Source organism: Telluria sp. ZB4P36 (assembly GCF_059685865.1).
In genome coordinates, this window is sequence record NZ_JCASIE010000005.1 from 12,796 (window position 1) to 38,444 (window position 25,649).

The window sequence follows — 25,649 nt, forward strand, 5'->3', positions numbered from 1 at the left end:
GCCGATCCGTGCCCGCAGGCGCAGCCGTAGAGCTAACGAAATACTGTCCAACAAGAATATGTCTGATATCCAGAATACTTCCGCCACCGCCGACACCGACGACATCACCCTGGCCGCACCGGTCGAGCAAGTGAAGGCCGACGAAGCGCCGACCGTGCGCTTCACCGACCTCGGCCTGGCGCCGGAAATCCTGCGCGCCCTGACCGACCAGGGCTACGAGCACCCGACCCCGATCCAGGCCAAGGCGATCCCGCTGGTGCTGCAGGGCCGCGACGTCATGGGCGCCGCCCAGACCGGCACCGGCAAGACCGCCGGTTTCTCGCTGCCGATCATCCAGCTCCTGATGGCGCATGCCAACAGCAGCATGTCGCCGGCACGCCACCCGGTGCGCGCGCTGGTGCTGACCCCGACCCGCGAACTGGCGGTGCAGGTGGCCGAGAACGTCAAGGCCTATTCGCGCCATACGCCGCTGCGCTCCACCGTCGTGTTCGGCGGCATGGACATGAAGGGCCAGACCGTCGCCCTGAAGGGCGGCGTCGAGATCGTCATCGCCACCCCTGGCCGCCTGCTCGACCACATCGAGCAGAAGAACGTCAGCCTGGGCCAGGTGCAGATGCTGGTCATGGACGAAGCCGACCGCATGCTCGACATGGGCTTCCTGCCCGACCTGCAGCGCATCATCAACCTGCTGCCGAAGCAGCGCCAGAACCTGATGTTCTCGGCCACCTTCTCGCCGGAGATCAAGAAGCTGGCCAACAGCTTCCTGAACCAGCCGGTGCTGATCGAAGTGGCGCGCAGCAATGCGACCGCCGAGAAGGTCACCCAGATCGCCTACAAGGTCGACGAGGAACTCAAGCGCGACGTGGTCGAACACATCATCCGCGAGCGCAAGCTGAAGCAGGTGATCGTGTTCTCGAACACCAAGATCGGCGCCTCGCGCCTGTCGCGCCACCTGGAACAGAAGGGCATCAAGGCCTCGGCGATCCACGGCGACAAGACCCAGCAGGAGCGCATGGCCGCCCTCGAGGCCTTCAAGCAGGGCTCGGTCGAAGTGCTGGTGGCGACCGACGTGGCCGCGCGCGGCCTCGACATCTCGGACCTGCCCTGCGTGATCAACTACGACCTGCCGTACAACGCCGAAGACTATGTGCACCGCATCGGCCGTACCGGCCGCGCCGGCGCCTCGGGCGACGCGCTGTCGGTGTTCTCGGACAAGGATGAGCGCCTGCTGGCCGACATCGAGAAGCTGATCAAGCAGACCGTCCCGCGCGGCGAGCTGCCCGGCTTCGTGGCGCCCTCCAGCCGTTCGCGCGAAGGCGCGCGCGAAGCGGGAGGCCGCGACAGCGAACGCCGCGGACGCCGCGAAGAAGGCGCCCCGCGTGGCGGCGAACGTGGCGAGCGCGGCGAACGTCCGCCGCGCAGCAGCGGCTACAGCCCCATGCCGCGCCGCGAGAAGGTCGATCCCTGGTTCCTCAAGCCCTACGAGCCGTCGAGCGCCGCCCGCAAGGAAGTCGTGACGCCGGCACCGTCGCAATCGAAGCCGGGCAAGCAGAAGCTGGCTTTCCTGCTGGGTGGCGGACCGCGCAGCAATTGATGTGTAGCGTGGGCGGACTCCTAAGCCGCCCGGCGCGCATGCAGCGCCGCATGCACCCGATCCAGTAGGTCCTGGTGCTCGTAAGGTTTGGCCAGCACCTCCAGCGACTTGTCGCGCGCCCCGCGCGCCGGCAGCTCGTCCATGTAGCCGGTGGTCACCAGCACCGGCATCTCCGGCCGTCTGGCGTGCACCTGCTCGATCAGCTGCAGCCCGTTCATCCCGCCCGGCATGATCACGTCGGTGAACAGCAGGTCCACCGCTTCCCTTTCCAGCAGCGCCAGCGCGTCCTCGCCGCTCGGCGCCGACAGCACCTCGTAGTCGGCCGCGGCCAGCATGGCCTCGGCCAGTTCGCGCACGTCCGCATTGTCTTCCACCACCAGGATGCGGCACTTGCGGCCGGCATCGCGCGCCGCCGTGCCGGCATCGGCGCCGTCCTCGTGCGGCGACTGCCGGGCCACCGGGAAAATCATGCGCACCCGGGTGCCGCGTCCCGGCTCGCTGTCGATGTCGAGCCGGCCCTGCGACTGCTGCACGAAGCCGTGCACCATCGCCAGGCCGAGGCCGGTGCCCAGGCCCTTGGTGGTGAAGAAGGGCTCGGTGGCGCGCTTGAGGACATCGGGCGCCATGCCTTCGCCCTCGTCGTTCACGCAGATGGCCACGTACTCGCCCGGCGGCAGCCGGTTGGCGAAGCGGCGCGTCTCGCTGAGCACCGCCGTACCGACGGTCACCGTGCCGCCCGCCGGCATCGCATCGCGCGCATTGATGACGACGTTGAGCAGCGCCATTTCCAGGTAGGTCGGGTCGATCGAGCAGGATGGCAGGCCGGGCCGCAGGTCGAGCCGCAGCTCGAGCTGGTCGCCCAGAGTGCGCACCAGTATGTCGGAGAATTCGACGACGAGGGCATTCAGGCTGACGCGCTTTTGCTCGAGGCGCTCTGCGAGGCGAAGAAATACAGCAGCTTGCCGTCCTGGTCGAAGATCGGACCGATGAACAGGGCGTTCCAGAAGGCTTCGCCGTCGGCCTTGTAGTTGAGGAGGTCGACCGAGACCGCACGCTGCTCGCGCAGGGCCTGGCGCACTTCGGCCACGGTGGCGCGGTCGGTGCCGGGCCCCTGAAGGAAGCGGTAATTGCGGCCCAGAACGTCCTTTTCGGGGTAGCCGGTGAGGTCGAAGAAGGCGTTGTTGGCGAATACGATGGGATCGTCTTCCTGGTTGGGGTCGGTAACTATCCGGGTGCGCACACAGCACCTGCAACAGCGCCGGATCAAGGTGCGGCCAGGGCCGGGCGCGCGGCGTCGGTAATGATGATCTTGCCGATGCCGAGGCCGAGCTTGCGCTTGTCGCGCGGATCGCCACGCTCGGCCGGCGCGACCGGCTGCGGGATATCGATCACCAGCGTGCGCTCGTTGCCGCCGGTAGTGAAATGCAGCCCGACCTCCTGCTGGTGCCAGCCGACCCGGAATTCCCTGGTCTGGCCGCCGAGATGCACCTTGAACGGCAGCGCCGTATTCACATCGTAGGCCTGGGCGGTGAGGACCACGCCGACGCGGAGCGGCAAGGGCTGCGCGAAGTGGATGCGCACCTGCTTCGCGTTCGACCAGCGGCCCCAGGATTCGATGTAGGACAGGCCTTCGACGGCGGCGACCACGCGCGCATCGAGCGGGTCGGACAGCTTCACTTCGCTGATCTTCAGCTCCGGCTGGGGCAGGCGCACGAAGGAGTAATATGGCGTGCGCAGGACGGTCGTGATGTGCTCGGGCACCTCGTACTGGCCCAGCAGCAGCATCCACTTCTTGTTTTGCGGCAGCTGGTATTCGGTGACCGGGCCGAAGTCGAGCATCATCGTCGTCGTGTCCGGGTGGTCGATATGGAATTGCGCGCGCATCAGCAGGCTCAGGTCGACGCCCGCGATCACCACCTGGCTGCGCTCGGCCGGCGGGACGTGGGCGTGGACGAAGCTGGCCGCCAGGTCGGTCTGGCTCGGCGCGCGGTGCGCGGCGAGGTGCTTGCCCACGCCCTGGTTGCTGGCCGCGTAGGCGATGGGCAGGACGATGCACAGGAACAGCAGCGGCGCCGCGCGCAGGCGCGCCGCCCACGCCAGCAGCAGCAGCAGCTGGAGCCCGACCAGGATGGGGAAGGGCCTGCCGGCCAAGTCGATGCCATAGATGTCGGGCCCGTCGACCACGTTCATCGTGTAGCCCGGCAGCCTGGACAGCGACACCAGCAGCACCGCGCCCAGCGCGACGGCCAGCAGCCAGCGCAGCCAGGGCGCATGTTCGTGCTCGTGCTCGCGCTCGTGGCGGGGCACGCTCGCGGCCGCGGCGACGACCGCCAGCAACGGGAACACGAAGCTGTAATAGCGCAGGTGCAGGCGGAAGCCTTCGCGGCTGCCCGCGACGTGCAGGCCGGCGGTGTACAGGATCGTCACGCCGGCGGCGGCGCCGAGCACCAGCAGCACGTACAGGTGCAGCAGCTGGCGCCGCCTGGCTGCGTCGGAATCGGCGGGTGCGCGCAGTGCCCGCGTGCACACTTCATGGACCAGGATCGCCAGCGGCAGGCCGTACATGAGCGCCAGCGTCATCAGGTGGCCGCGCGCGCCGACGGAGGCCGCCACCAGCAGCGCCAGCCGGTCGCGCGCCAGCCTGGTCGACTCGTAAAAGGGGCCGAACAGGCTCAGGCCCGCCTTCCCGGCAAGCACCCAGCCGAGTCCGAATTTGACCGCCAGCGTCGCCAGGGCCGCCAGCGCCGCCATGACCAGTCCGCGCATGAACCAGGCGCCGCTGCGCTGGCGGCTGGCGAGCAGCAGGAAGGGAAGGATGGCCGGCAGCAGGAACAGCGCATGCACTTTCACCAAGCTCATCAGGCCGAGGACGACGCCCGTCGCCAGCGCATGGATTGCCGGGCGCCAGTCGCTGCCCTGCAGGGCCACCCAGCTCAGCACACAGAAGCCGAAGTAATACATGGCTTCGGGCATGAAATAGGCGGTAAAGGAGTTCAGCGGCGCCAGCGTGCTCAGCACCGCGACGACGCAGGCCAGGGCGCCGCCCGTGTAGCGGCGCGCCACCAGGTAGACGAAGGGGGCGGCGCCGACGAAGAAGGCGAGGTTGCCGATCCGGACGCAGTCGAGGAAGCCGTCGCCGCAGGTGCTGCTCGCCTTGAACAGCCACAGGTAGAGGTAGGAGGGCACGATGGCCTCGGCCAGCGGCGTCAGGCGTGCCATCTTGCTGTAGTACCACTCGTCGGCGAAGACGCTGGGCTGGAGGCCGGCGTTGCGCCCGTACAGGAACCAGGCGATCCAGGCCAGGGCGATGGCAAGGACCAGCGGCCAGCTCGAACGCCGTGCGCTCATTCCTTCGCCGCCCTTTCCTCGATGCGTAGACGCGCCAGCGAAATCCCGAGGTGCCGGGTGTCGGTGGAGTGTCCCAGTTCGCTCGGCCGCTGCGGATGCGGCACCTCGATCACCATGCTGTGCTGGCGGCCGTCGGTCTCCAGGTCGAGCACCACTTCGCGCGCTTCCCAGGCCAGGCGGAAGCTGGTCTCGGCTTGTCCCACGCGCAGGATGAAGGGCGCGCCCGTATTCGCGCCGAAGGCGCCGGCGCTCAGGACCACCGTCAGGCGCGCCGGCAGCGGCCGGGCGAAACGCAGTTCCACGCGCTTGCCCTCCGACCAGCGTCCCCAGGCTTCCACGATGGACAGGCCTTCGGCATGCTCGACCAGCCGGCCGGGGCCGGGCGCGACGCTGAACGCGAATTCGCCGACCAGGCTGCGCTTGGGGCGCGGCAGCTTCACGATCGTGAAGGCCGCGTCGCTCAGCGTCGGGACCAGGCCTGGCGGCAGCTGGTGGCGGCCCACCGCGATCAGCCAGCGCGCTTGCGAAGGCAGGCGGTAGGCGTCGACCGGTGCGCCGTCGGGCAGGTCGAGCAGGATCAGTTCCGGCTGGTCGAGGTGGAACTGGGTGCGGAACAGGTCGGCGCCATTGGCGACGATCATGGTGGCGCCGCGCTCGGCGGGCGGAATCAGTGTGCGCGCGGCGATGCCGGCGCGGTCCGCGGCCGGCGCGGTGCGGAGGTGGCCGAGGTAGGTGCGCACCTCGACGTCGGTCACGTACAGCGCCAGCGGCAGTGCCAGTACCAGGAAACCCCAGGCCGCGGCGCGGCGGTAGCGCAGCCACAGCGCCAGCAGCAGGCCCTGCAGGATGAACAGGGCGGTGACGGGATGCTCGCGCTTGATGAGCGCAGTGAATTCCGGGCTGTCGGTGATGCGAGGGTCGAAGCCGGGCAGGCGGGTCCATGCCACGACCAGCAGCCCGGCCAGCGCCAGGGCGATCAGGCCTTGCGTCAGCAGGGACCGGCGTTCCGAGGCATCCACGGCAGGCCGGGTGGCGGCGGCGCCAAGCACCAGCAGCAGGGGCAGCGCGAAGCTGTAGTAGCGCGAGTGCAGGCGGAAGCCTTCGAGCGGTCCGTCCGAGGCGATCGAGGCCGTGTACAGGACGGCCAGGCCGAGCGCGGAGCCGAGCATGAGCACGGTGAAGACGGTCAGCAGGCCGAGCGGATTGCCGGCGCGGTGGGTGTCGCGGCGGAACAGCGCATGCAGCAGCGCCGCCAGCGGGAATCCCAGCAGCACCGCCAGGCCCATCGCATGGCCGCGTGCGCTGACCGAGGCCGGGGGCAGGCGCGACAGGAAGCCGTGTTGCGAAGCCGTGCTTGCGCCCGCGCCGTAGAAGGCGCCGAACAGGGTCAGGCCGGCTTCACCGGCCAGCAGCCAGCCGAGCAGCAGCTTGACGGTGGCGGCGGTGATGGCGGCCAGCAGCGCCGCACCCAGGCCGCGCAGGATCCAGGCGCCGGGCGCACGGAAACGGGCGGCGTAGACGAGGTAGAGGCAGAGCGCAGGCAGCAGGAACACGGCGTGCACCTTGACCAGGCTCATCAGCCCCAGCACCGCGCCGGCCGCCAGCGCATGGACCCAGCTGCGCCATTGCGCGCCGGCGACCGCGACCCAGGCCAGTACGGCGAAGCCGAAGAAATACATCGACTCCGGCATGAAATAAGTGGTGTACAGATTCAGCGGCGCCAGCAGGGCCAGCAGGGCCACGGCGCAGGCCAGCGGCGCCGGCACCACGCGCCGCGCGAGCAGGTAGAGGAAGGGCGCGGCGCCGACCTGGAACAGGGCGTTGCCGATGCGGACGCAGTCGAGGAAGCCGGAACCGCAGCTGCTGCTGCCGGCGCCGAACACCAGCAAATACAGGTAGGAGGGCACGGCGGCGTCGGACAGGGGCGCCAGGCGCGCCATCTTGCTGTAGTACCACTCGTCCATGAAGATGCCGGGGTAGAGACCGAGCGTGCGCTGGATGAGATACCAGGCGACCAGGGCCATGCCGGCGCCGAGGAGCAGGGTGGGCAGGAGGCTGCGCGCGCGTGCGCGCCCCAGGGCGTGTCCGGGAGGAGAAGCAAGGTTCATGTCGTCGTGTTTGGCGTGGCCGCGCGCCAGTCGCCGAGCGCGGCCTGCATCTGCGGCCAGGTGAAGAAACGGCGCTTTTCGTAGTACAGGGCGCCCGCGTGCGGGCGCTGTTCGAGGCGCGCGGGCGCGACCGGCTGCAGCTGCTCCACGCCGCGCAGCAGGTAGTGCAGCAGCACGAAGGGGAACAGGCCGATCCAGGTGGTGCGCTGCGAAGGATAGGACAGGCAGGCGCGCAGGTGCTGCAAGCGTTCGCGCCATGGGATGGCGACGGCGACCGCGGGGCCGTTTTCGCTGAGGGGCGCCAGCACCCGGAACAACGGGCCGGGCAGGCCCTTGGCCTGGTACAGCGAGAATTGCCAGGTACGTCCCAGCAGGCCGCGTTCGGCGGCGAGCGTGACCGCCAGCGCGTGCAGTGCATCATGGTCGTGGTGGCCGCCTTCCCAGGCCGTCACGTGCAGGGCGTCGATCAGCGGATAGCGGTCGAGCCAGCGTGCGATCCAGGCGGCTGCGCTGCTGAGGTGCTGGGGCAGGCGCGCATCGCCGATGCCCAGTTCTGCGCCGGCGAAGAACACGTCTTCCGGCGCCACGCCCAGGCGCGCCAGCACGCCGAGGGATTCGCGGTTGCGCTGTTCGGCACTGGCGCTCGCGGTCTGGCCGTCGGTGAGATAGGCGCAAGCCACCCGCAGCCCGCGCCGGCGGCAGGCGAGGATGCGCTGGTAGACCCCGAATTCGTCGTCCTGGTGGGCGAACAGGAACAGGGCGGTGTGCACTTCAGTAGGCATCGAAGTCGAGGAAGCTGAACTGGATGCGCGATGCGTCGAGCTGGGGCGCGCGCGGCGTGAAGGCGCGCCAGATCAGGTTCAGCGGCGAGGGACGCAGCCGCGTCGGGATGCTGGCGTAGTTCCAGTAGCGGCTGGTGGCGTCCGGGGCCAGGCCGATGAACAGGCGCAGCAGGGAGGGCGCGCGTTCCTCCGGCTGCACCGGCAGGCCAGCCGCTTCCAGCTCGGCATAGGCCGGGATGTGGCTCAGGGCGGCGGCATGGAACTGCAGGCGCCCGCCCTTCTTGCGCTGCCAGACCCGGTTGTGCGGGCTGGCGCAGCGCCAGGCCAGGGCCTCGGGGCTCCAGCTGCGTTCGAAGGACAGCGCGGCGGCCGCCCGTTTCGGCGCATGGCGCAGCGCGCCCAGGCCGACGCGCGCCTCCAGCGGGCGCACCAGCTGGAAGCCCAGCTTGCGCACGAAGCCGGGCGTGCTGTTGGCATTGGCCACGCCATAGCAGCCCTCGAAGCCGGCCTGCGCGCCCAGTTCGTAGGTCATCGCGGCCAGCCTGGTGAACAGGCCCTTGCCCTGGTAGTCGGGGTGGGTGGCGGTGTTCAGCGACAGCAGCACCCGCACCTCGCGGCCCTCGACCCAGGCGCGCGCCGGCACGCACACGTAGTGCGCCGCCAGGCGCTCGCCGTCCCAGGCGTCGTAGCCGACCGCGGCGCCGTCCGGATTGGCGACGTACAGCCAGTCGAGGTAGGCGGGCGTGAACTTGGAGGTAGAGGGGAAGCAGGCGGCGAACAGCGCACCGTACCTGGCCAGGGTGGCGGGGTCGTTACGTACCGGGGCAAAATGCAGGGCTTGCATCACTTGAAGATCCAGTATTTGCCGAGCAGGTAGCCGTTCACCGCCACCAGCGGCAGCGACAGCAGTTTCCCGGCCAGCGGGTTGGCGAAGGCGGCTTCCATGGCGGCCACGCAGGCGATGGTCAGCAGGTAATTAATGCCGACCACGCACAGGTAGCGCGCAAAGCTCGCGGGATTGGCCGCGGCACTGAAGGTAACACGGCTGTGGAAGGCGTAGTTGATCAGCAGGCCGGCCGCGAAGCCGGCGCTGGCGGCCGCGGTGGCCTGCACGCCGGCCTGCAGCAGCAGCTGCATCAGGCCGACGTCGGCCAACGCGCAGATCAGGCCGCCCGTCACGAAGACCGCGAACTGGCGCTGCATCAGCTTTGACGCCAAGCGCGAGGCGAGTGCGGAAACGCTCATGGGCTCAGTTACTGTTCTCGTGTTTGCTGCGGTACAGGGTCTTCTTGTGCAGCGGGCTGCGCGGCACCGAGGCGACGTCGTGCGCCAGGAATGCCAGCACCAGCTGCACGCCCATGATCACCGGCAGCGCGGCCAGCATCACGGTACCGGCCGGGGTCTCGGTGCCCGAGCGCGCCGAGGCGACCCAGTGCGAGATGCCGTAGACGGCGCCGAAGATGGTGAGCAGGATCCCCAGCGGCAGCTCGATCGAGGCCACCGACATGTTGCGCAGGTAGTAGTTGTAGAAGATGCGCTTGCCGAAGTTGATCACGTGCTTGGCCAGGAATTCGGTGACGATCTTGCGGATCTTCAGGTTGCTGACCTCGTCGCCATAGACGGCGTCCATCGGCACGTCATGCACCACGGCGCCCAGGATGTTCAGGCGGAACAGCATGTCCGATTCGAAGAAGTAGCGCTTGCTGATCTTGTCGAAGGGGAGGTAGCGCGCGCAGTCGGCGTGGATCGCGGTGTAGCCGTTGGTCGGGTCGAACAGGTCCCAGTAGCCCGAGGACAGCTTGGTCATCAGGGACAGCACCGCATTGCCGAACAGGCGCAGCGGCGGCATCGCGCCCAGGCGCTCCAGGTTGAAGAAGCGGTTGCCCTTGGTGTAGTCGGCATCGCCCGCCAGGATCGGCGCGATGAAATTCGGGATCAGGCTGCCGTCCATCTGGCCGTCGCCGTCGATCTTGACCATCACCTTGGCGCCGTCCGCGATCGCGGCGCGGTAGCCGCTCATCACGGCGCCACCGACGCCCTGGTTGACCGCATGCTCGAGCACCACCACGCGCGGGTCGGTGCAATGCTCGCGCACGAAGGCGCCGCTGCCGTCCGGGCACTTGTCGTCCACCACGTAGATGCGCGTGACTTCCGGGCCGATGCCGGCGATCACGCCCAGGATGTGGCGGGTCACCTTGTAGCTGGGGATGACCACCGCAACCGCATCGCTGATGCTCAGCGGATGCAGGATGGTGGAATCGAGGGACGGGTTCACGGGAGCGTTCATGGTGTGCCAGGAAGTTGTCGTACGCTGATCTCACGCAGGAAGAAAGCGAGCGGGCGCGGGTCGTTCGGACCGGGCGCCTGCGGCGCGGCGTGTTCGAGTGCGATGTCGAGGGTGGCGGCGCGCGCCTGCGGCGGCAGTGCCAGCGGTCCGGCCTGGTCGAGCGCATGCCAGCCGAGATCGACGCCGTTGACGATCACGCGCGTCTCGCGGTTCGGCGCTAGGTAGTTGCCGGCAATGATGATGGACTGGGCCGGGCCGCCGTCGAGGCGCACGCGCAGGCGCGAGCGCGCCCCGTGCGACCAGGCGCCGTTCCAGCCGGGGCCATTCTGTTCGAGCGGGTTCCAGCCCGTCACCAGGGCCACCGGCGCGCCGGCGCGCAGCGCCTCGTACTGGAAGCTGCGCTGGAGCAGGCCGCCGGCGACGCAGCGCAGCGGGCCGTCGATGTAGCGCCAGCCGCGCGCGCTCGGCACCACCGGCAGATCGGGCGCCAGCGCGGCGCCCTTGCCGCACAGCTGTTCGTCGGCATCGGCGTTGGACGCATGGACCAGGGTCTTCACCACCACGCCGTCGCGCTGCAGCTGGTAGAGCTTGTCGGGCTGGATGTAGTTGTCGTGGTTGCCCGCGCGCTCGGCGAAAATCTCGGGCTCGGGATGATAGAACTGGGGTGCATGGTTCAGCATGCGCACGGCGGCGGGGCTGAAGTGGACGTAGTCGTAGCGCTTGGCGTGGAGCATGGCGGTCGCCTGGACCGCGGCCAGGCCCGCCACCAGCACCCCCGGCCAGCGCGGCAGGCGGCGCAGCAGTACCAGCAGCGCGAAGACGAAGGGCATCGCAGCCCAGAAGGCATAGCGCATGACGCCGGCCGCGCCGGAGTTCCAGTTCAGCACCGCCAGCGCGGGCAGCGCCAGCGCCAAGGTCAGCAGGGCGGCCAGCAGCAGCACGCCGCGTTCCCGCCCATCGGCGCGGGGCAGCAGCAGGAGCACGGCCAGCATCAGGCCGGGCACGCCGATGATCATGCCCTGGTTCAGGTCGAAGTAGAACGAGGCCAGGCGCGTGGCGCCGATCAGGCCCGGGTCGGAGAACAGCTTGGCGATGATGTTCGGGACGCCGAACTGCCACAGGTTGAACAGCGGCGGCAGCGCGAACACCGCCATGCCGGCCGCCAGGCCCAGGATGTTCCGGCGCGTCAGCTGCGCGCGCAGGTTCCCCGCCAATCCCAGCGCGCGCTCATAGTCGAGCCACAGCTTGAACAGGGGCGCGAAGGCGAAAAAGAACACGATGGTCGGGTTCTGCTGCCCGGCCAGCCCGGCCAGCACGCTGCCGGCGAGCGGCGCGCCGGCGGTGTAGGCCAGCAGGCCGGCCAGCAGCAGGGCGGCGCTGACGCATTCGGGGCTGGTCCAGTGCAGGTAGAGGGCGCCGCCGCACAGCATGAACAGGCCCAGGCCGAGCCAGGCCTTGGTTTCCGAGCCGAAGAAGCGGCGCAGCGCCAGCCCCAGCACGAACACGGCCGCCAGGTTGACCGCCTGGAAAGCCTTGAAGGGCGGGATGCCGAGCGCCTCGAACAGCTTGAAGGGGCCGGCGGCCAGCAGGGAATAGCCGAAGTAGTGGACCGGGAACACGTCGCCGTCGCGGCCGCGTACGAAGGCGGCGTACAGCTGCTGGTCTCCCGCGCGCATGCCGCGTTCCAGCAGGCCGAGAGGTTCGGTGAGCATGGGCAGCAGGGCGCGCACGCGGGCGATGTCGTCCACGCGGATGGCGGGCGATCCGTGCTCGGCGATGGCCACGGTGGCGAGCGTGTACTCGACCACGTCGCCGCCGTAGTACGGCTTGTACATGGCGAGGAGGGCGCACAGCGCCAGTGCCGCCATGGCCGGGAAGCGCCAGAAAGAGATGTGGGAGGCGTGGGAAGCCTGCATGGCTCAGAAGGCGCTATGCATCTGCTGCTCCCGGCAGGACGCGGTACCACTGCTGGCGCACCAGGCCGTCCAGCACCTGCTGCGCGCTGCCGTCCCAGGTCAGCCAGGGCATGCCGGTCGACTGCGGCGCCTTGCCTTCGCGCTGCAGGGCCAGCCAGGCGCTGACGGCATCGGCCAGGTCCTCCGGCGCGAGGCCATCGAAGTAATAGGCATGCTCGCCCGCCACCTCGCGGAACACCGGCAGGCTGCGCGCGATGATCGGGATGCCCTTCTGGGCCGCCTCGATCAGCGGCAGGCCGAAGCCTTCGCCTTCGGACGGCGACAGCAGGGCCGATGAAGCGTCGTACAGCTTGAGCAGCATCTCGTCCGAGATGCCGTTCATCCAGAACAGGCGCTTCGATTTTTCCGGGTGCGTGGCCATGCGCTCGCACAGCTTTTCCATCATCCAGCCCTGTTTGCCGACCACGACCAGGTTGACGTCCTCGCCGCGTTCCCACAGCAGTTCGAAGGCGTTGAGGGATTGGGTGTGGCCCTTGCGCGGCTCGACGGTGCCGACCATGATGAAGCTCGGACGCTGCTTGAGGGCCGACAGTACCTGTCCGGCGTCCGGCGGCAGGCCGAAGCTGGGCGCGCTGGCGTCGATGTCGGCGCCCAGGTGGAAGTGGCCGAGTTTCAGGGGTGCACGGCGCTTCAGGCCCTCTCGTTCGAGCCAGGCCGCCAGTTCGTCGGCCACGGCGCGCGAGATGCACAGCACGCCGTCGGATACCTTGTGCACCGTGCGCAGGAAATCGCCGAAGTACTGCTCGGTCCCGAAGGGGAAGACGTCCGGGCGCAGCATCGGCAGGATGTCGAACACCACGAAATAGATGCCGACGCCGCGGTCGCGCATCGACTGCAGCAGCTTTTCGTTCTGCGAGGTGCCGTTGGTGAACAGGTCGAGGCCGAAGAAGATGTCGCCCGGGCGCAGCTCGACCGGCGCGTCTTCCAGCACCAGGCCGGTCTCGCCCACCATGTTAAGGCCGAACTGGCGTGCGTACTGGTAGCTGCGGTTGCCGCCGTGCGAGTAGACCGGCTCGATGCGGAAGCCCGGCGGCGGGTCGGCGATCAGAGACAGCAGGATGCTGCGCACCACGCGCTGGATGCCGGTCTTGAGGTCGGACTGCACCACGGCCGACACGTCCACCAGCAGCTGGCGCGGCGCGCCGGCCGGACGGTTGAAGGCGATCGCCGCGGCCAGTTGCGGCAGTTCGGCGTCGGCGGCTTGCGGCGCCGCGGCGCGCACCACCTTGCGGTAGGCGGCCAGCGGGCTGCGCGTGGCATAGGCCTCGATGGCGTCGAAGTAGAGCTTGCCGACATGGGCGGGCGCATGCTCGCGTTCCATATGGGCCAGCGCCCGCTGCGACAGGCCCGCGCGCAGGCCTGCATCGCCGTGCAGGCGCGCCAGCGCATCGGCCAGTTCCGGCGTCGTGAAGCCATCCTGCAGCTTCACCAGCAGTTCCTCGCTGATCGAGGCGGTCGAGCCGTGGGCGTTGACGATGGTCGGGATGCCGTACAGCAGGCAGTCGAGCACCGAGGCCGAGGTCTCGCCGCGGGTCGAGGCGCGCAGCTGCACCGCGCAGTCGCTGGCGGCGAGGTAGTCGGCATAGGTGGCGGCATCGACGAAGCCGGCGATCCGGATGCGGCCGGCGGCCGGGCTGGCGGCGATCTTGCGCAGCAGGCCGGCGCCATACAGGCCCGGATCGTTCTCGCCGACAAAGACCAGGCGGCAGTGCGGATCTGCAGCCAGCGGCGAGGCCAGGTACGCATCGAGCAGCTCTTCATTGAGCTTGGTGCGGCCCAGCATGCCGAAGGTGGTCACCAGGTAGTCGCCATCCTGGAGGCCGAGGCGTGCGCGGGCGGCGGCGCGGGCTTCCGGCGTGCTTGCGCTTTCCGGGCGGCCGCGCAGCAGCGGGATGGTCTGCCAGCCGTCGGCCGCGTCCGGGCCATACCACCGGGTCGCCAGCTCTTTCGAGAAGTCGGCATGGACGATCACGCCGGCCGCGTTGTCGAGCACGCCCTTGTTGAGCGGGTACTTCCAGATCGCCGGATTGCGGCCTTCCTTGCGGTGGCCGAGCAGGCCGGTGTAGCCGTGCGATTCGTACAGCGCTTTCACGAAGGCTTGCGGCAGGTAGCCCTCGCGCTCCAGGTTGTCCAGCACGCCCGAGAAGTAGAAGTCGTGCAGCACCACGATGCCCGGCACGTCGCGGATCAGTTCGAACATGTGCTGGTGCGCATGCGAATTGCCGACGTGGTAGACCACGCGCTCGAAGCTGTGCGCATGGGCGCGCAGCCAGTCGCTGCTGCGCAGCGTGAAGCCTTCCAGGCGCGCATCGAGGACCTGTTCCTGCTCGACCACCAGCTCGATGTCGTAGTACTTCGCCAGTTCGGGCACCAGCTCGGCGCTGTAGTCGGCGATGCCGGATTTTACCGGCGGCAGCGGCGAGACGTAGGCGAGCCGCGGGCGCGTCGCGTGCGCAGGCTGCGTCGGATTCATGCGCTCGGCGGCGGTGGCGTCCAGTTCGACCAGCAGCGCGGTGGCGTCCTGTCCTTGCGGCGGGCGGACCAGCACCGGGAAGGGCAGGGCGGCGGCGTGCTCGCCGGCTTCATGCGGCACCAGCACCACGTCGGGCGACAGGCTGGCCAGCGCGTGTTCGCGCAAGGCCGGCTGCAGCTGCGCATTCCCGGTCAGGTCGAAGGCGCGGACATGGCCGGGGAAGGCCAGGCGCAGTTCTTCGAGCAGGTCCGGATGGGACAAGGGCGCGGCGATCCACAGTTCGCGCGTGCCGCAGGCCTGCAGGAGCGCCCGGGACAAATTCAGCGCAGCCGGCTCGGGGCGGTCCTGCGCGTGGAGGAAATCGATGACGATACGCATAGTCTTAGTTGCCGTCCCGCTTGCCGCGGACGCGTTGCAGGTCGCCCAGCACCGCGCGTACCGAGACCGGCAAGCCCTTGAGTTCTTCGGGGACCGCCGCCATCGGGGCGCCGGGTTCCGGCGCGGCCTGCTTGATGGCGGCGATCGAGGTGCTGACCTTCCGGCCCAGCGAGGGGTAGCGCAGCAGCACGGGAATGAGCAGGCGGCGCATGCGCTCGTTGCCCGTCAGCCTGGTGACGACGCGGCGCGCCAGGCCGGGGCGGCGCAGCGCACGCAGCACGCGCCCAAGCGCGCGCAGCGGCGCGGTGACTTTCCACGAGGTGCTGGCATAGGTGGCCGTCAGGCGTGCTTCCATGTCGTGGGCCCACACGGTCAGGTGGTGGCTGCTCAGTTGCAGGGCCGCGATCTGGGCGTCCGCTTCCCGCTTCTGCTGTTCGGCCTGCGCGTGGGCCTGGGCCAGTTCGGCCAGCGCCTGCTGGTGGGCGCTCTTCGCCAGCATGGTGGCCTGGTGGGCCTGGTCGAGGGCCTTGGCCGCCCGCTCCGCGTTGTCGCGTACCGCCTGGTGCGCGCCTGCTGCGTCCTGCTGGGCGTCCTTGAGCGCCTTCTTGAGCTGTTTGGTGGCGGCCCAGGACTTGTCGAGGTGGTGCGAGATGTAGTCGTCGAACACGTTCGGCTGGATGCCGAAGTGCTGCAGCAGCTCGGCGTGTTCTTCCGCCACGTAGTAGCGGTTCAGGCCATCGAACCACGCGAAGCGGTAGCGCTGGCTGGTGACCATCGCTTCCCAGGAGGCGTGGTTGGTTTCGCGGCTGTTCGGCAGCGTGGCCTCGATCACCAGCACCCAGGGGCGCCAGCGTGCGAAGTCCATCCCCTTCAGCACTTCGCCCTCGAAGCCTTCGACGTCGATCTTCAGGAAATGAATCTCGCCAGTGACGTGCTCTTCGCATACCGAGGCCAGGGTGCGCACCGGGACGCGCAGCTCGACGACTTCATGGCCTTCCGAACGGTGCAGCTCGGCCACCGATTGTTCCGGCGAGGCCCAGCCGCGCACCTGCGGGGTGTCGTACAGCGTCAGCTCGCCATTGGCGGAGCCTGCAGCCACCGCCAGGTTCACGTCGCGCGGGCGCTGGTCGAGGAAGGCCTGGTGGAAGGAAGGAAGCGGTTCGATGCTGATGCCGCGCCAGCCGGCGTCGTAGAAGGCCTTGGTGACCGAATGCTCTTCGGGATCGTTGGCGCCGACGTCGATGTAGAAGCCGTCCTGCACGTGGCCGAGCGCGCGCCACAGCAGCACGTCTTCGGCGTTCTGGGAATAGGAAATCAATGTCATGTGCGTTGGATGTCGATGGCCGGGTCGAGCCAGGCCGAGCCCTCGAAGTGGGGACGGCGCATGTTCATCACGGTGAACACCAGCGCCAGGTCGCGCCATTCGTAGTTGTTGACCAGGTGGGTCTCGGTGCTGACGATCGCGGTCGCGACCGAATAGGTGCCGGGGCCGAGGTTCATCGGGAAGGCGAAGCGGTACACGACCTCCTCGCCGGCCGCGACGTCCTCCAGCGGCAGCTGCTTGAGATGGGTATTGGTGCCGTACATCGGCTGGCCGAGGCGGTCCTTGATCATGTAGCCGAGCACCATGCGCGGAATCGGCGCATTGACCTTCACCTTCACTTCCAGCGTCACGGCGGCGCCCACGTCCACGACTTCGGCGCGCTGTCCGGTTTCGTCCAGCAGGGCGATGTCGGCCACGGTGGCTTCGCCGGTGCCGGAGATGGTCTGCACCTTGCCGTCGCCGGTGTCGTTGAGCCTGACGGTTTCGTTTTCGCGTTCCGCGATCATGGCGTTGTAGTAGTCCATGATCTCTTCCGGCTTGCCTTCCTTGGCCAGCCGTCCGCCGTCGAGCAGGATGGCGCGGTCGCACACCGACTGGATCGCCTGCTTGTCGTGCGAGACCAGCAGCAGGGTGGTGCCCTCCTTGCGGAACTGGCGGATGCGGTCGAAGGACTTGTGCTGGAAGTAGGCGTCGCCCACCGACAAGGCTTCGTCGACGATCAGGATGTCGGGGCGGCGCGCGGTGGCCACCGAGAAGGCCACGCGCATCTGCATGCCGCTCGAGTAGACCCGCACCGGCTGGTCCATGTACTCGCCGATGCCGGCGAAGTCTTCGATCTGCGGCATCAGGGCCGTGATCTCGTCCACCGTCATGCCCAGCAGCTGGCCGGCCATGTAGACGTTCTGGCGTCCGGTGAAGTCGGGGTGGAAGCCCATGCCCAGCTCGAGCAGGGCGGCCACGCGGCCCTCCATCCAGACGGCGCCGGTGGTCGGCTGGGTGGTGCCGGTGATGAGTTTCAGCAGCGTGCTCTTGCCCGCGCCGTTGATGCCGATCAGGCCGACGGCTTCGCCCGGCGACACCTGGAAGCTGACGTCAGTGAGCACCCACTTGAGCTTGTGGCGCGGGCCGCGCAGCGGCAGCAGCCATTCGCCCAGGCGCGACCAGCGCGTCGGGTACTGCTTGTAGGCCTTGCCCAGCTTGGAAACGACGATGGTGCCCATCAGAGTTCATCCACCATTTCGCCGGAGCGCTTGCGGAACAGGCGCAGGCCCAGGATGCACAGCAGCACGGCCATCAAGGCGGCCGGGATCAGCGCATTCCAGTCGGGCAGGCGGCCTTCGACCAGGATCGCCTGGTGCGCCCCGACCACGGCCGCCATCGGGTTGTAGATCAGGACAGGGCGCACTTCTTCGGGCAGGATGGAGGCCGGATAGACGATCGGGGTCAGCCAGAACCAGAACTGCATCGCGATGCTCACGAACTGGCCGACGTCGCGGAAGAACACGTTCAGGATCCCGCTCACCATGCCGAGGCCGATGGCCAGCAGGATCTGCAGCAGCAGCACCGGGATCATGGCGAAGAACACCATGCCCGGGAAGTTCCCCGAGAGGATGAGATAGACGAGAAATAAGCCGAAGATAATGGCGAAGTTCACCAGTCCATTGAGCACCACGATGATCGGCAGGCAGATGCGTGGGAAGCTGATTTTCTTGAGCAGGTTGGCCTGCTCGAGGAACATGTTTTGGCCGCGCGCGACGATCTCGGCGAACAGGCCCCAGGTCAGGATGCCGGCGCACAGGTAGATCGAATAGGCGGCGCCGGAGTCGTTGCCCGGCAGCTTGGCCCGCATGACCTCGGAAAAAATCACGGTGTACACGAGGATCATGGCGAGCGGGCTGAGCACCGACCAGACGGCGCCCAGCATCGCATTCACGTATTTCGACTGGAATTCGCGTTTGACGCTGCCCAGCACGAAACCGCGGTAGGCCCACAGGCCGCGCAGCATCAGGGGCGAGATCATGGGGCGGCCCGCGTCGGCAGCGCCCCGCTCGGGTGCGTCAATGTGATTTGCATATGGATTGGCTAAGCCGGATGAGCCCAAAATTATACTTCATCCAACAGCCAATCTATTGTTACAGGTGTAACATCTTGTCTTAAGTCAATTGGAATTTGTCATGCGCTTGTCGCGTATCCACAAGACTGTCAGCTGCCGATGTTGGTAAAGATTCCGACTGCCATTTCGGCCCACAGATACAGGAAGCCCAGGCCGATCAGGCCGATGGCGATCAGGCGGCCTTGCGCCGTGCGGACCTTGCGCAGGGCGAAGGTCAGGACCAGGCCGGTCAGGGCCAGCAGGATGCCGGCGGCGATGAAATCGCTGCCGTCCCAGGCCACTTCGGTGGTGAACTGCATCGCGACGAGCGGGATCATCAGGATGGCCGCCGTCACCAGCGCCACGACCAGCAGGCTCTTGCCCAGGCTGGGTTTGACTTGCATGCCACCGTTGCCGGTCATCGTGCTCATTGTCATCTCCTTCAAAAAGGGGGGCGTCATGACAATAATGTAGCACGCAGCCGCGGCCTTGGGCCGGGTTCAGGACCCCTGCACCAGCTTCTGCAAAGCCTCCGGCTTCACGATGATCAAGCGGTGCGCATCCTTCTGCACAATCCCCTGCTGGGCCAGCGCCGTCAGCGCCCGCGTCACGGTCTCGCGGCTGGTGTTGATCATGTTGGCGATGTCCTGGTGGGTCGGCAGGTTCTCGACCACGGCGGGGGCGCCCGGCTCGTTTTCCTTGTTCTTCTGCATCAGCACCAGGTAGGTGTAGATGCGCTTGGCGGTATTGTTAATGCTCAGCAGCGAGCGGAATTCCGAGTCGCGCTGGATCTTTTGCGCCAGGTGCTTGAGCATGTGGGTCGCCACCGAGGGCGAGTGCGCGAACAGGTGCATGGCGGTGGCGGCCGGCAGCAGGGCCACCAGCGCTTCCGACATCGCCACCACCGAGGCCGAGCGGGTCGAGTTGTTGATCAGGGCGATCTCGCCGAAGAAGTCGCCCGGCGCCAGCATGCGCAGGCCGATGGCGCGGCCGTCTTCGGTCACGTCGATCACCTGCAGCTGGCCCGAGAGCAGGAACATCAGGCCGTCGCCGTGCCCGCCCTTCTGCAGCACGATGTCGCGCTTGCCGTACTGGCGGAAGCGCAGCTCCTGCTTGACCCGGATGATCTCCTCGTCCGACAGATCGGCCAGCAGCGGGATCTTGCGCAGGTGGACCTGCACCTGGCGCTCTTCCGGCGCGGCCGTGGCATCGTTCACGGCAGGAGCCCGGCGGGCGGTGGCGGTTTTGGCGGTCGCGGTCATGGTAGGTTCTGAAATGGCTGGCCTCAGAAGAAAGTGACGTAGAGTTGGGCGGCCACTGCCGCGAAGGCGATGCCGGCCGCGTTGGCCCCGATGTCGCGCCAGCAGAAGCGGCGGTCCGGCACCAGTGCCTGCAGGCATTCGATGAGCCAGCCCGCAACGAGCAGTCCCAGCAGCCAGAATAGCGCTTCGCCAGGCCCCTGGGCCACGCGTAGCGCCAGCATTGCCAGCACGGCGAAGCTGGCGAAGTGCAGGAACTTATCGTTCGGCAAAGGCGGAAGCCAGCGGTTCGGCACCAGGCAGCCCACGCAAACGGCGGTCGCGGCCGTGCCCAGCAACACCATGTCTCCCACCACGATCGACTTGCCCTTCTAGAATTCCGACAGCCGTGATTGTATACGGTCGAGCCTGCTTAAGGTGGGTTTGGGGCCGGCGCGCGCCAGGTATGGCGCGTGCCAGCAACGGTGCGTGGTCAAGCTGGCAAGCCTCGCCCGCTTGTCCGGTATCAGCGCAGCAGCGGGCCGGTGTCGACGATCCGCACGTCGTGCATCTGGTGCAGGTAGGCTTCGAGGTAGCCCTTGTGCGAGGCGCCGACGATGACCAGCATGCGCATGCCGGGACGGTCTCCCAGCACCTCGCGGATGTTCGAGGCCATGCGCAGGTTGCGCGTTTCCCAATAGGCGAGGTAGTTGCGGCCGAAGCGCTGCGGCGACGGTTCTTCCAGCGCGGCGCCGAAATCGCTGTCGAAGGCGAGTTTGGTGGCGCCCGGCGCATTGTCTGCGCGGTACAGGGCCAGCACGCCCTCCGCCGTATCCAGGCGCTTTTCCAGTTCGGCCGAGGCCGCCATCCGCTGCTTCGTCGCCGGGTTGTCCCAGGCTTTCGAGATGGCGGCGCCGGCGGCCTTCTCGTCCGCGCTGGGGCCGTCGGCGGTATGGTCGTCCATCGGGTAGACACGCTCGTGGCCGAGCCGCGCCGCCAGTTGCGCCGCCACCAGCATGCTTTCGTCACGCTTCTGTTGCAGGCGCTTCAGCCGCTCGACCAGCACCGCGTCCAGGCCGTCGCCGGCGCGGCGCTCGGCCTCGGGCAGGCGCAGCCACTGCACCACGGCGGAAGCCGGCTCGCCGCCCGCCAGGAAGACTGCCGCCAGCCGGCGCCGCTGGGCGGGCGTGGGTGCGGCGGGCCAGGCCGCCAGCAGCGCCTGGGCCGCTGCGGTGGCGGCCGGTACGTCGAGGCCGGTCGCCGCCCGGGCCGGCGCCGGGTCCGAGTTCGCGCAGTATGTGTCGATGCTGTCCTGGTAGCGCTGCGGGAAGCGGCGCATGAAATCGCACTGCGGCCCCGACAGGGCTTCGATGGCGATCGCCTGCGGCTGCCATGCGGCCAGGCGGTCGAGCAGGGGGCGCAGGCCGGCCGGATCGAAGTTCTTCGGAAGCTGCGACAGGTGCGAGCTGCCCAGCACCATCACCTCGTTCGCCGGCCCGCGCGCCGGACCCTTGTATCTGCTCGGGTCGAAGTCGGGCTGCTGCGCGCCGGCAGCGGTGGAAAACAGGAAGGCGAACAGCAGCGTGACAGGTCGGGCCATGATCGGGTGTCCAAATTGTTCAGGAGCTCCGATCTTAGAAGCGCGCCACGCCTCCGGTCCAGCGAAAACGCGTACAGACGTGTCAGTTCATGCAGGGTGGGTTCAGGCCGCGACCGCCACCGCCTGCGGCGTACGGCGCTTCAGCCAGCGGCGCGCGGCGCCCAGCGCCGGCCGTTCGACCAGGTGCCAGCTGAGCATGGACAACGGCAGCACCAAGGCCAGCGTGGCCAGCGTCAACGCCAATGGACCTAGCGGCGGCAGGACCTCGCGCAGCATGATGATGACCGGCCAGTGCCAGATATAGATGCCGTAGGAGTAGTCGTGGCGCTGCACGTGGGGCGCCCACGGCATGCGCAGGCTGCCGACGCACAGGGCCAGCGTCCCCGCCAGCAGCGCGATGCCGAACCAGGTCAGGGGGCTCGGCGTGAGCGCGCTCGATCTGGTCCAGTTCAGCAGCAGCAGGGCCAGGGCGCAGGCGGCGTGGCGCCAGCCGATGCGCAGCTCCGGCGCCAGGGTCTGCAGCAGCATCCCGACCAGGAACAGCGACCACATGCGCACTTCCCACAGGTAGCCGCCGGCCACCTGCGGGAACAGGTTGGCCGCCAGCAGCAGGAACAGGGCGGCGCCGCGCATCCAGCTGCGCAGGGGCAGGGCGGCGGCCAGGCCGATCAGGGCGACCATCACGTACATGCGGCCTTCCCAGTACAGGGTCCATAGCGGGCCGTTCAGGTCCTGGCCGCCGAGCACGCCCGCGATGCGCAATTCCTCGGCCGGAATGTTGTAGACCAGCCCGTGCAGCACCGTGTTGCCGAAGATGAAGCGCCAGGGGGCGGCATCGAGCAGGCCGCGCCAGCCGGGCGCAGAAAAGAACACCACCGCCGCCACCGTGCTGATGAACAGGCAGGCGAACAGGCCGGGCACGATGCGCGCCACCCGGCGCAGGGCAAAGCGGCCCAGGTGCGGGTCGCCCATCCAGCTGCGCGCGATGAACATGCCGCTGATGACGAAGAACACGCCGACCGCGAGCGCGCCCAGGTCGGTGTTCGGCGCCAGCAGCCGGGTCAGGGGATCGGCATGCGGCGCGGCCCGGTTCATCATCCAGGTGTGGTACACCACCACCAGCAGGGCGCACACCAGGCGCACCAGGTTGAAGCCGTTGTCGTGGGAAGCGATTGCCGCCTCGAGCGTGCGGTTTTTTTGTAATGGGGCCATGGGTTTACGGCAGCTGCCATTGCCAGCTGAGCTGCAGCTGGCGGTTGTTGTACTGGAAGATCGAAATGTTCTCGCGGTTGCGCACCACGCGCGCATCGAGCACCAGTGCATGCTGCTTGCTGAGCGCATAGCTCACGCTGGCGCGCGCGACCTGGGTGGCCTGCTCGCGCACCTGGTCGATCAGGCCCGGCGAATAGGCGCGGCTGCTGTTCCAGGTCTGGCGCGAGTAGCCGAGTTCCGTGCTGATGCCGCGCCCGAGGTGGCGCCGCAGCAGCAGGTTGGCGAAGGAACCCTTGCGGTCGCCGCCCGGGCGATGCGCCAGCGCATGGTCGTTCAGGTAGCCGAGCGTGGCGCTCGCATAGCTGTCGCCGCCGCGCCAGGACAGGTGGCCGCGCAGCTCCTGCGTGCTCGAATCGAAGTTGGTCAGCGCCGGGAAGCTGTTCCGGGTGAGCGCCGCCACCACGTTGAACTGCGTGCCCGTGGGCAGGCGCAGCGGCGGCACCACGCGCGCCTGCAGCTGGGCCTGGCGCTGGTAGAGCTGCCCGCCCAGGGTCACCAGGCCGAGCGTGGCGGTGGCGCGCATGCGCCAGCGTCCCCAGCGGTAGGGCGCTTCCAGGCCGGTGAACAGCGAACTGGTGTCGTACTGGTGCAGGCTGTCGTTGTGGCGCACCTGGTACTGCACGAAGCCGAGCATGCCGTTGGGCGTCACTTCGCGCATGTACTCGCCCGCGAGCTGGGTGTACTGGTCGCTGCGTGGGGTGAAGTCGCCCGACAGCTCGTATTCCACCTGGCCGCCGGGCGCATCGACCACGTAGCGCGTGGTGCGCGCGCCCTGGTTGACGTTCTGGTCGAAACCGCGGCTGGTCGTCAGCACGCCGCTCGCGAACACGTCCCAGCGCGAACAGCCCTGTTCGCGCGTTTCGGCGATCAGTTCCAGCAGCGCCGGCGAAGGATTGAAGCGGGTCTCGATGATGGCGAACAGGCGTTCGGCTTCGTCCGAATTGCCGAGCGCGCAGTGGGTCAGGGCCAGCTCGAGCCAGGCGCCGGCGTGGCTGGGCGACTGCGCGATGGCGCGCCGGAGCTCGGCGGTCGCATCGGTGCGACGGCCTTCCGCGATCGACTGCAGGGCCTGCAGGTACAGGTCTTCGCCGGGAGCGGCCTGGGGCTCGCCGGCACGCGCGCCAGCGGCGGCCAGCAGGAAGGAAAGCGCGCACCAGGCGCGCAGCGACATGGACTTCATGAACTGCCCTTGGCTGCCACAGGCGCGGCCAGGTCGGCTAGATTCGCGATGGCGACGCGCGAGCGCGGGAAGTCCGCCGGCGTGTACAGTGCGGTCGCCTTGCCCTTGCCGCGCAGGCGCCGCTCGCCCAGCGCGATGAAGCGGTGGCGCAGCGCGCGGTCGACGGTGCCGGCGCCGACGATCACATCGTGCGGAAAGTCGCGCGCGGCCTGTTCCAGGCGCGACGCGGTGTTCACGCTGTCGCCCACGGCCGTATAGATGCTGCGGAAGGAGGTGCCGAAGTCGCCGGCGACCGCCGGGCCGCTCTCGATGCCGATGCGCACCCGCAGCGGCGGATGCCCGGCCGCTTCGCGCACCCGCGACAGCGCCTCGACCCGCTCGACGATGGCGCGCGCCGCATCCAGCGCCAGGTCGGCATGCTGCTCGATCGGCAGCGGCGCGCCCCAGAAGGCCACCAGGCCGTCGCCGGTGTACTTGTCGAGCGTGCCGCCGCCGGAGATCACGGGCTCGGTCAGGCAGTCGAGGAAATCGCGCGTCAGGCGCGCCGATTCTTCCATCGATAAGGATTCGACCTGGGTGGTGTAACCCTCCATGTCGGCGATCAGGGTGGTGACGTCGAGCTGGCGCGGCGCCAGCGGGTCGGCCAGGTCGCTGCGCAGCAGCTCGCGCACCACCGAGGGCGCCACGTACTGGCGCAGGGTGCCGAGCAGGTGGCGCGAGCGGCGCTGCGCCATCTGCCACTGGTAGGGCACGGCCACGGCCAGCAGGAACATATTGGTCAGCAGCGGCGCGGTGGTCGAGAATAGCGGGTCGTGCGGCGCGATTTCATAGGCGGCGCCCAGCCACAGGGCCGACACCACGCCCAGCAGCGCCACGCTGGCCCAGGCCGGCAGACGCGGGAAGGCGAAGGTGGCCAGCAGCGCCGCCAGCAGGGCGAAGGCGCAGGCGGCCAGGCGGCCCGGCCATGGCGCCGGCGCCTTGCCGGCCTGGCGGTCGAGCAGGGCGGACAGGATCTCGGCCTGCACGCCCAGGCCCGGGCGCTTGGCCGCGTGCGGGGTGGTGACGCGGTCGCCCAGGCCGAGCGAGGACGAGCCGACCAGCACCAGCCGGCCCTTGGCGCTGTTCGGCTCGATGACTTCGTTCAGGATGTCGGTGGCGCTGACCAGGGTAAAGGCATTCCAGTCGCGCTTGAAGGGAATCCGCATGTGGTCCGCATCCGGGATCGGGGGCAGGGGTGCGCCGCTGCAGCAGGCCACCAGCGCCAGCCCCAGGGACGGATAGTCGCGGCCTTCGAAACGCGTCACCAGCGGCACGTGGCGCAGCACGCCATCCTTGGCGGGCACGAAGCCCATGTTGCCGACGTGACGGGCGCCCGCGAAGCCTGCATGGTTGGCGATGTAGCCGTCGGCCTGCCGGGCTTTCGGCTGCAATCGGGGCAGGGCGCCGGCCAGCACGCCGTCGCGCAGGGGCTCGGGACGCTTGTTCTCGTAGTCGTAGTCGAAGGCCTGGCCCAGCACCAGCGGGCCATGGGTGGCCAGCATCTTGAGGCGCAGGTCGCCCTCGGCGTCCCCCGCTTCCGGACGCACGATGTCGAGCGCCACGCCCTTCGCTTCATAGCGGCTGAGCAGGATCTCCACCAGGTCGGCGATGCGGGTGCTCGACCACGGCCACGCGCCTTCCGCCGCCAGGCTGGCCTCGTCGATGTCCACGACCAGGATGCGCGGTTCCGTCTCGACACTGGCCTGCCAACGGATGAACTGGTCGCGCAGGAGCTCGCTTCCGAAAGAGATGTTGCTGAAATACGACATGCCAAGAGACGGACCCCATTGCACGAGCACGGTCAGCAGCACCGCCACGACGGCGATGGCCGTGCGCGCCAATGCTGCCTGCCGGCGCGGGGCCAGCATGCGGTTGCTCATGGTGGAAGGGGATTCGGCCACGCCGTAACGGAAGAGCTATTAATGAAGGGAAACGAACAGTATAACGCTAAAGAGTTG

21 protein-coding genes are annotated in these 25,649 nt (G+C 68.5%); 1 reads left to right on the plus strand and 20 read right to left on the minus strand.

From position 1 onward, the window contains the following. The first annotated feature begins 58 nt into the window (after window positions 1–58). Complete coding sequence (locus AC56LK_RS09400; protein ID WP_497184291.1) at window positions 59–1,594, plus strand: DEAD/DEAH box helicase; 1,536 nt, start codon at window positions 59–61, stop codon at window positions 1,592–1,594. Between the two features lie 20 nt (window positions 1,595–1,614). Here AC56LK_RS09400 and AC56LK_RS09405 read toward each other — a convergent pair whose 3' ends face one another. From AC56LK_RS09405 to AC56LK_RS09500, 20 genes are all read right to left on the minus strand, one after another. Continuing rightward, window positions 1,615–2,466, minus strand: coding sequence for a response regulator (locus AC56LK_RS09405; RefSeq protein WP_497184292.1), 852 nt, complete (start codon window positions 2,464–2,466; stop codon window positions 1,615–1,617). A gap of 32 nt (window positions 2,467–2,498) precedes the next feature. Continuing rightward, a complete protein-coding gene (locus AC56LK_RS09410) occupies window positions 2,499–2,834 on the minus strand; it encodes a PAS domain-containing protein (protein ID WP_497184293.1) in 336 nt (111 codons plus the stop codon). A gap of 23 nt (window positions 2,835–2,857) precedes the next feature. Further along, the gene (locus AC56LK_RS09415) at window positions 2,858–4,942 is read right to left on the minus strand and encodes an ArnT family glycosyltransferase (protein ID WP_497184294.1); all 2,085 of its coding nucleotides are present in this window, start codon (window positions 4,940–4,942) and stop codon (window positions 2,858–2,860) included. Beyond that, window positions 4,939–7,050, minus strand: a complete 2,112-nt coding sequence (locus AC56LK_RS09420; protein WP_497184295.1) for a DUF7024 domain-containing protein — start codon at window positions 7,048–7,050, stop codon at window positions 4,939–4,941. The genes AC56LK_RS09415 and AC56LK_RS09420 overlap by 4 nt, the downstream gene beginning before the upstream one ends. Then, a complete protein-coding gene (locus tag AC56LK_RS09425) occupies window positions 7,047–7,832 on the minus strand; it encodes a PIG-L deacetylase family protein (protein ID WP_497184296.1) in 786 nt (261 codons plus the stop codon). Before AC56LK_RS09425 ends, AC56LK_RS09420 begins: the two co-directional genes overlap by 4 nt. Continuing rightward, complete coding sequence (locus AC56LK_RS09430) at window positions 7,822–8,676, minus strand: GNAT family N-acetyltransferase (RefSeq protein ID WP_497184297.1); 855 nt, start codon at window positions 8,674–8,676, stop codon at window positions 7,822–7,824. Before AC56LK_RS09430 ends, AC56LK_RS09425 begins: the two co-directional genes overlap by 11 nt. Next, window positions 8,676–9,077: a GtrA family protein gene (locus tag AC56LK_RS09435; RefSeq protein ID WP_497184298.1), complete on the minus strand. Its 402-nt coding sequence runs from the start codon at window positions 9,075–9,077 to the stop codon at window positions 8,676–8,678. The genes AC56LK_RS09430 and AC56LK_RS09435 overlap by 1 nt, the downstream gene beginning before the upstream one ends. A gap of 4 nt (window positions 9,078–9,081) precedes the next feature. After that, a complete protein-coding gene (locus tag AC56LK_RS09440; protein ID WP_497184299.1) occupies window positions 9,082–10,119 on the minus strand; it encodes a glycosyltransferase family 2 protein in 1,038 nt (345 codons plus the stop codon). Continuing rightward, a complete protein-coding gene (locus AC56LK_RS09445) occupies window positions 10,116–12,035 on the minus strand; it encodes a hypothetical protein (RefSeq protein WP_497184300.1) in 1,920 nt (639 codons plus the stop codon). Before AC56LK_RS09445 ends, AC56LK_RS09440 begins: the two co-directional genes overlap by 4 nt. A 13-nt stretch (window positions 12,036–12,048) precedes the next feature. After that, on the minus strand, window positions 12,049–14,946 hold the full coding sequence (locus tag AC56LK_RS09450; protein WP_497184301.1) for a glycosyltransferase: 2,898 nt from the start codon (window positions 14,944–14,946) through the stop codon (window positions 12,049–12,051). A 4-nt stretch (window positions 14,947–14,950) separates the two neighbouring features. After that, complete coding sequence (locus AC56LK_RS09455) at window positions 14,951–16,270, minus strand: FkbM family methyltransferase (protein ID WP_497184302.1); 1,320 nt, start codon at window positions 16,268–16,270, stop codon at window positions 14,951–14,953. Next, the gene (locus AC56LK_RS09460) at window positions 16,267–17,490 is read right to left on the minus strand and encodes an ABC transporter ATP-binding protein (RefSeq protein WP_497184303.1); all 1,224 of its coding nucleotides are present in this window, start codon (window positions 17,488–17,490) and stop codon (window positions 16,267–16,269) included. Before AC56LK_RS09460 ends, AC56LK_RS09455 begins: the two co-directional genes overlap by 4 nt. Then, window positions 17,490–18,290 (minus strand): ABC transporter permease, encoded by an 801-nt coding sequence (locus tag AC56LK_RS09465; RefSeq protein WP_497184304.1) that lies wholly within the window; start codon window positions 18,288–18,290, stop codon window positions 17,490–17,492. Before AC56LK_RS09465 ends, AC56LK_RS09460 begins: the two co-directional genes overlap by 1 nt. A gap of 182 nt (window positions 18,291–18,472) precedes the next feature. Further along, complete coding sequence (locus AC56LK_RS09470; RefSeq protein ID WP_497184305.1) at window positions 18,473–18,793, minus strand: hypothetical protein; 321 nt, start codon at window positions 18,791–18,793, stop codon at window positions 18,473–18,475. A gap of 69 nt (window positions 18,794–18,862) precedes the next feature. Beyond that, window positions 18,863–19,624 carry a Crp/Fnr family transcriptional regulator gene (locus AC56LK_RS09475; RefSeq protein WP_497184306.1) on the minus strand — a complete coding sequence of 254 codons (762 nt, stop codon included), beginning with the start codon at window positions 19,622–19,624 and terminating at the stop codon, window positions 18,863–18,865. Window positions 19,625–19,647: 23 nt separating this feature from the next. Further along, window positions 19,648–19,965 (minus strand): VanZ family protein, encoded by a 318-nt coding sequence (locus AC56LK_RS09480; RefSeq protein ID WP_497184307.1) that lies wholly within the window; start codon window positions 19,963–19,965, stop codon window positions 19,648–19,650. Window positions 19,966–20,126: 161 nt separating this feature from the next. Further along, window positions 20,127–21,200: a DUF5694 domain-containing protein gene (locus AC56LK_RS09485; RefSeq protein ID WP_497184308.1), complete on the minus strand. Its 1,074-nt coding sequence runs from the start codon at window positions 21,198–21,200 to the stop codon at window positions 20,127–20,129. Between the two features lie 102 nt (window positions 21,201–21,302). Then, window positions 21,303–22,412: an acyltransferase family protein gene (locus AC56LK_RS09490; protein ID WP_497184309.1), complete on the minus strand. Its 1,110-nt coding sequence runs from the start codon at window positions 22,410–22,412 to the stop codon at window positions 21,303–21,305. Window positions 22,413–22,416: 4 nt separating this feature from the next. Next, window positions 22,417–23,652, minus strand: a complete 1,236-nt coding sequence (locus AC56LK_RS09495) for a tetratricopeptide repeat protein (RefSeq protein WP_497184310.1) — start codon at window positions 23,650–23,652, stop codon at window positions 22,417–22,419. Beyond that, window positions 23,649–25,571, minus strand: a complete 1,923-nt coding sequence (locus AC56LK_RS09500; protein ID WP_497184311.1) for a CHASE2 domain-containing protein — start codon at window positions 25,569–25,571, stop codon at window positions 23,649–23,651. Before AC56LK_RS09500 ends, AC56LK_RS09495 begins: the two co-directional genes overlap by 4 nt. Window positions 25,572–25,649 lie beyond the last annotated feature (78 nt).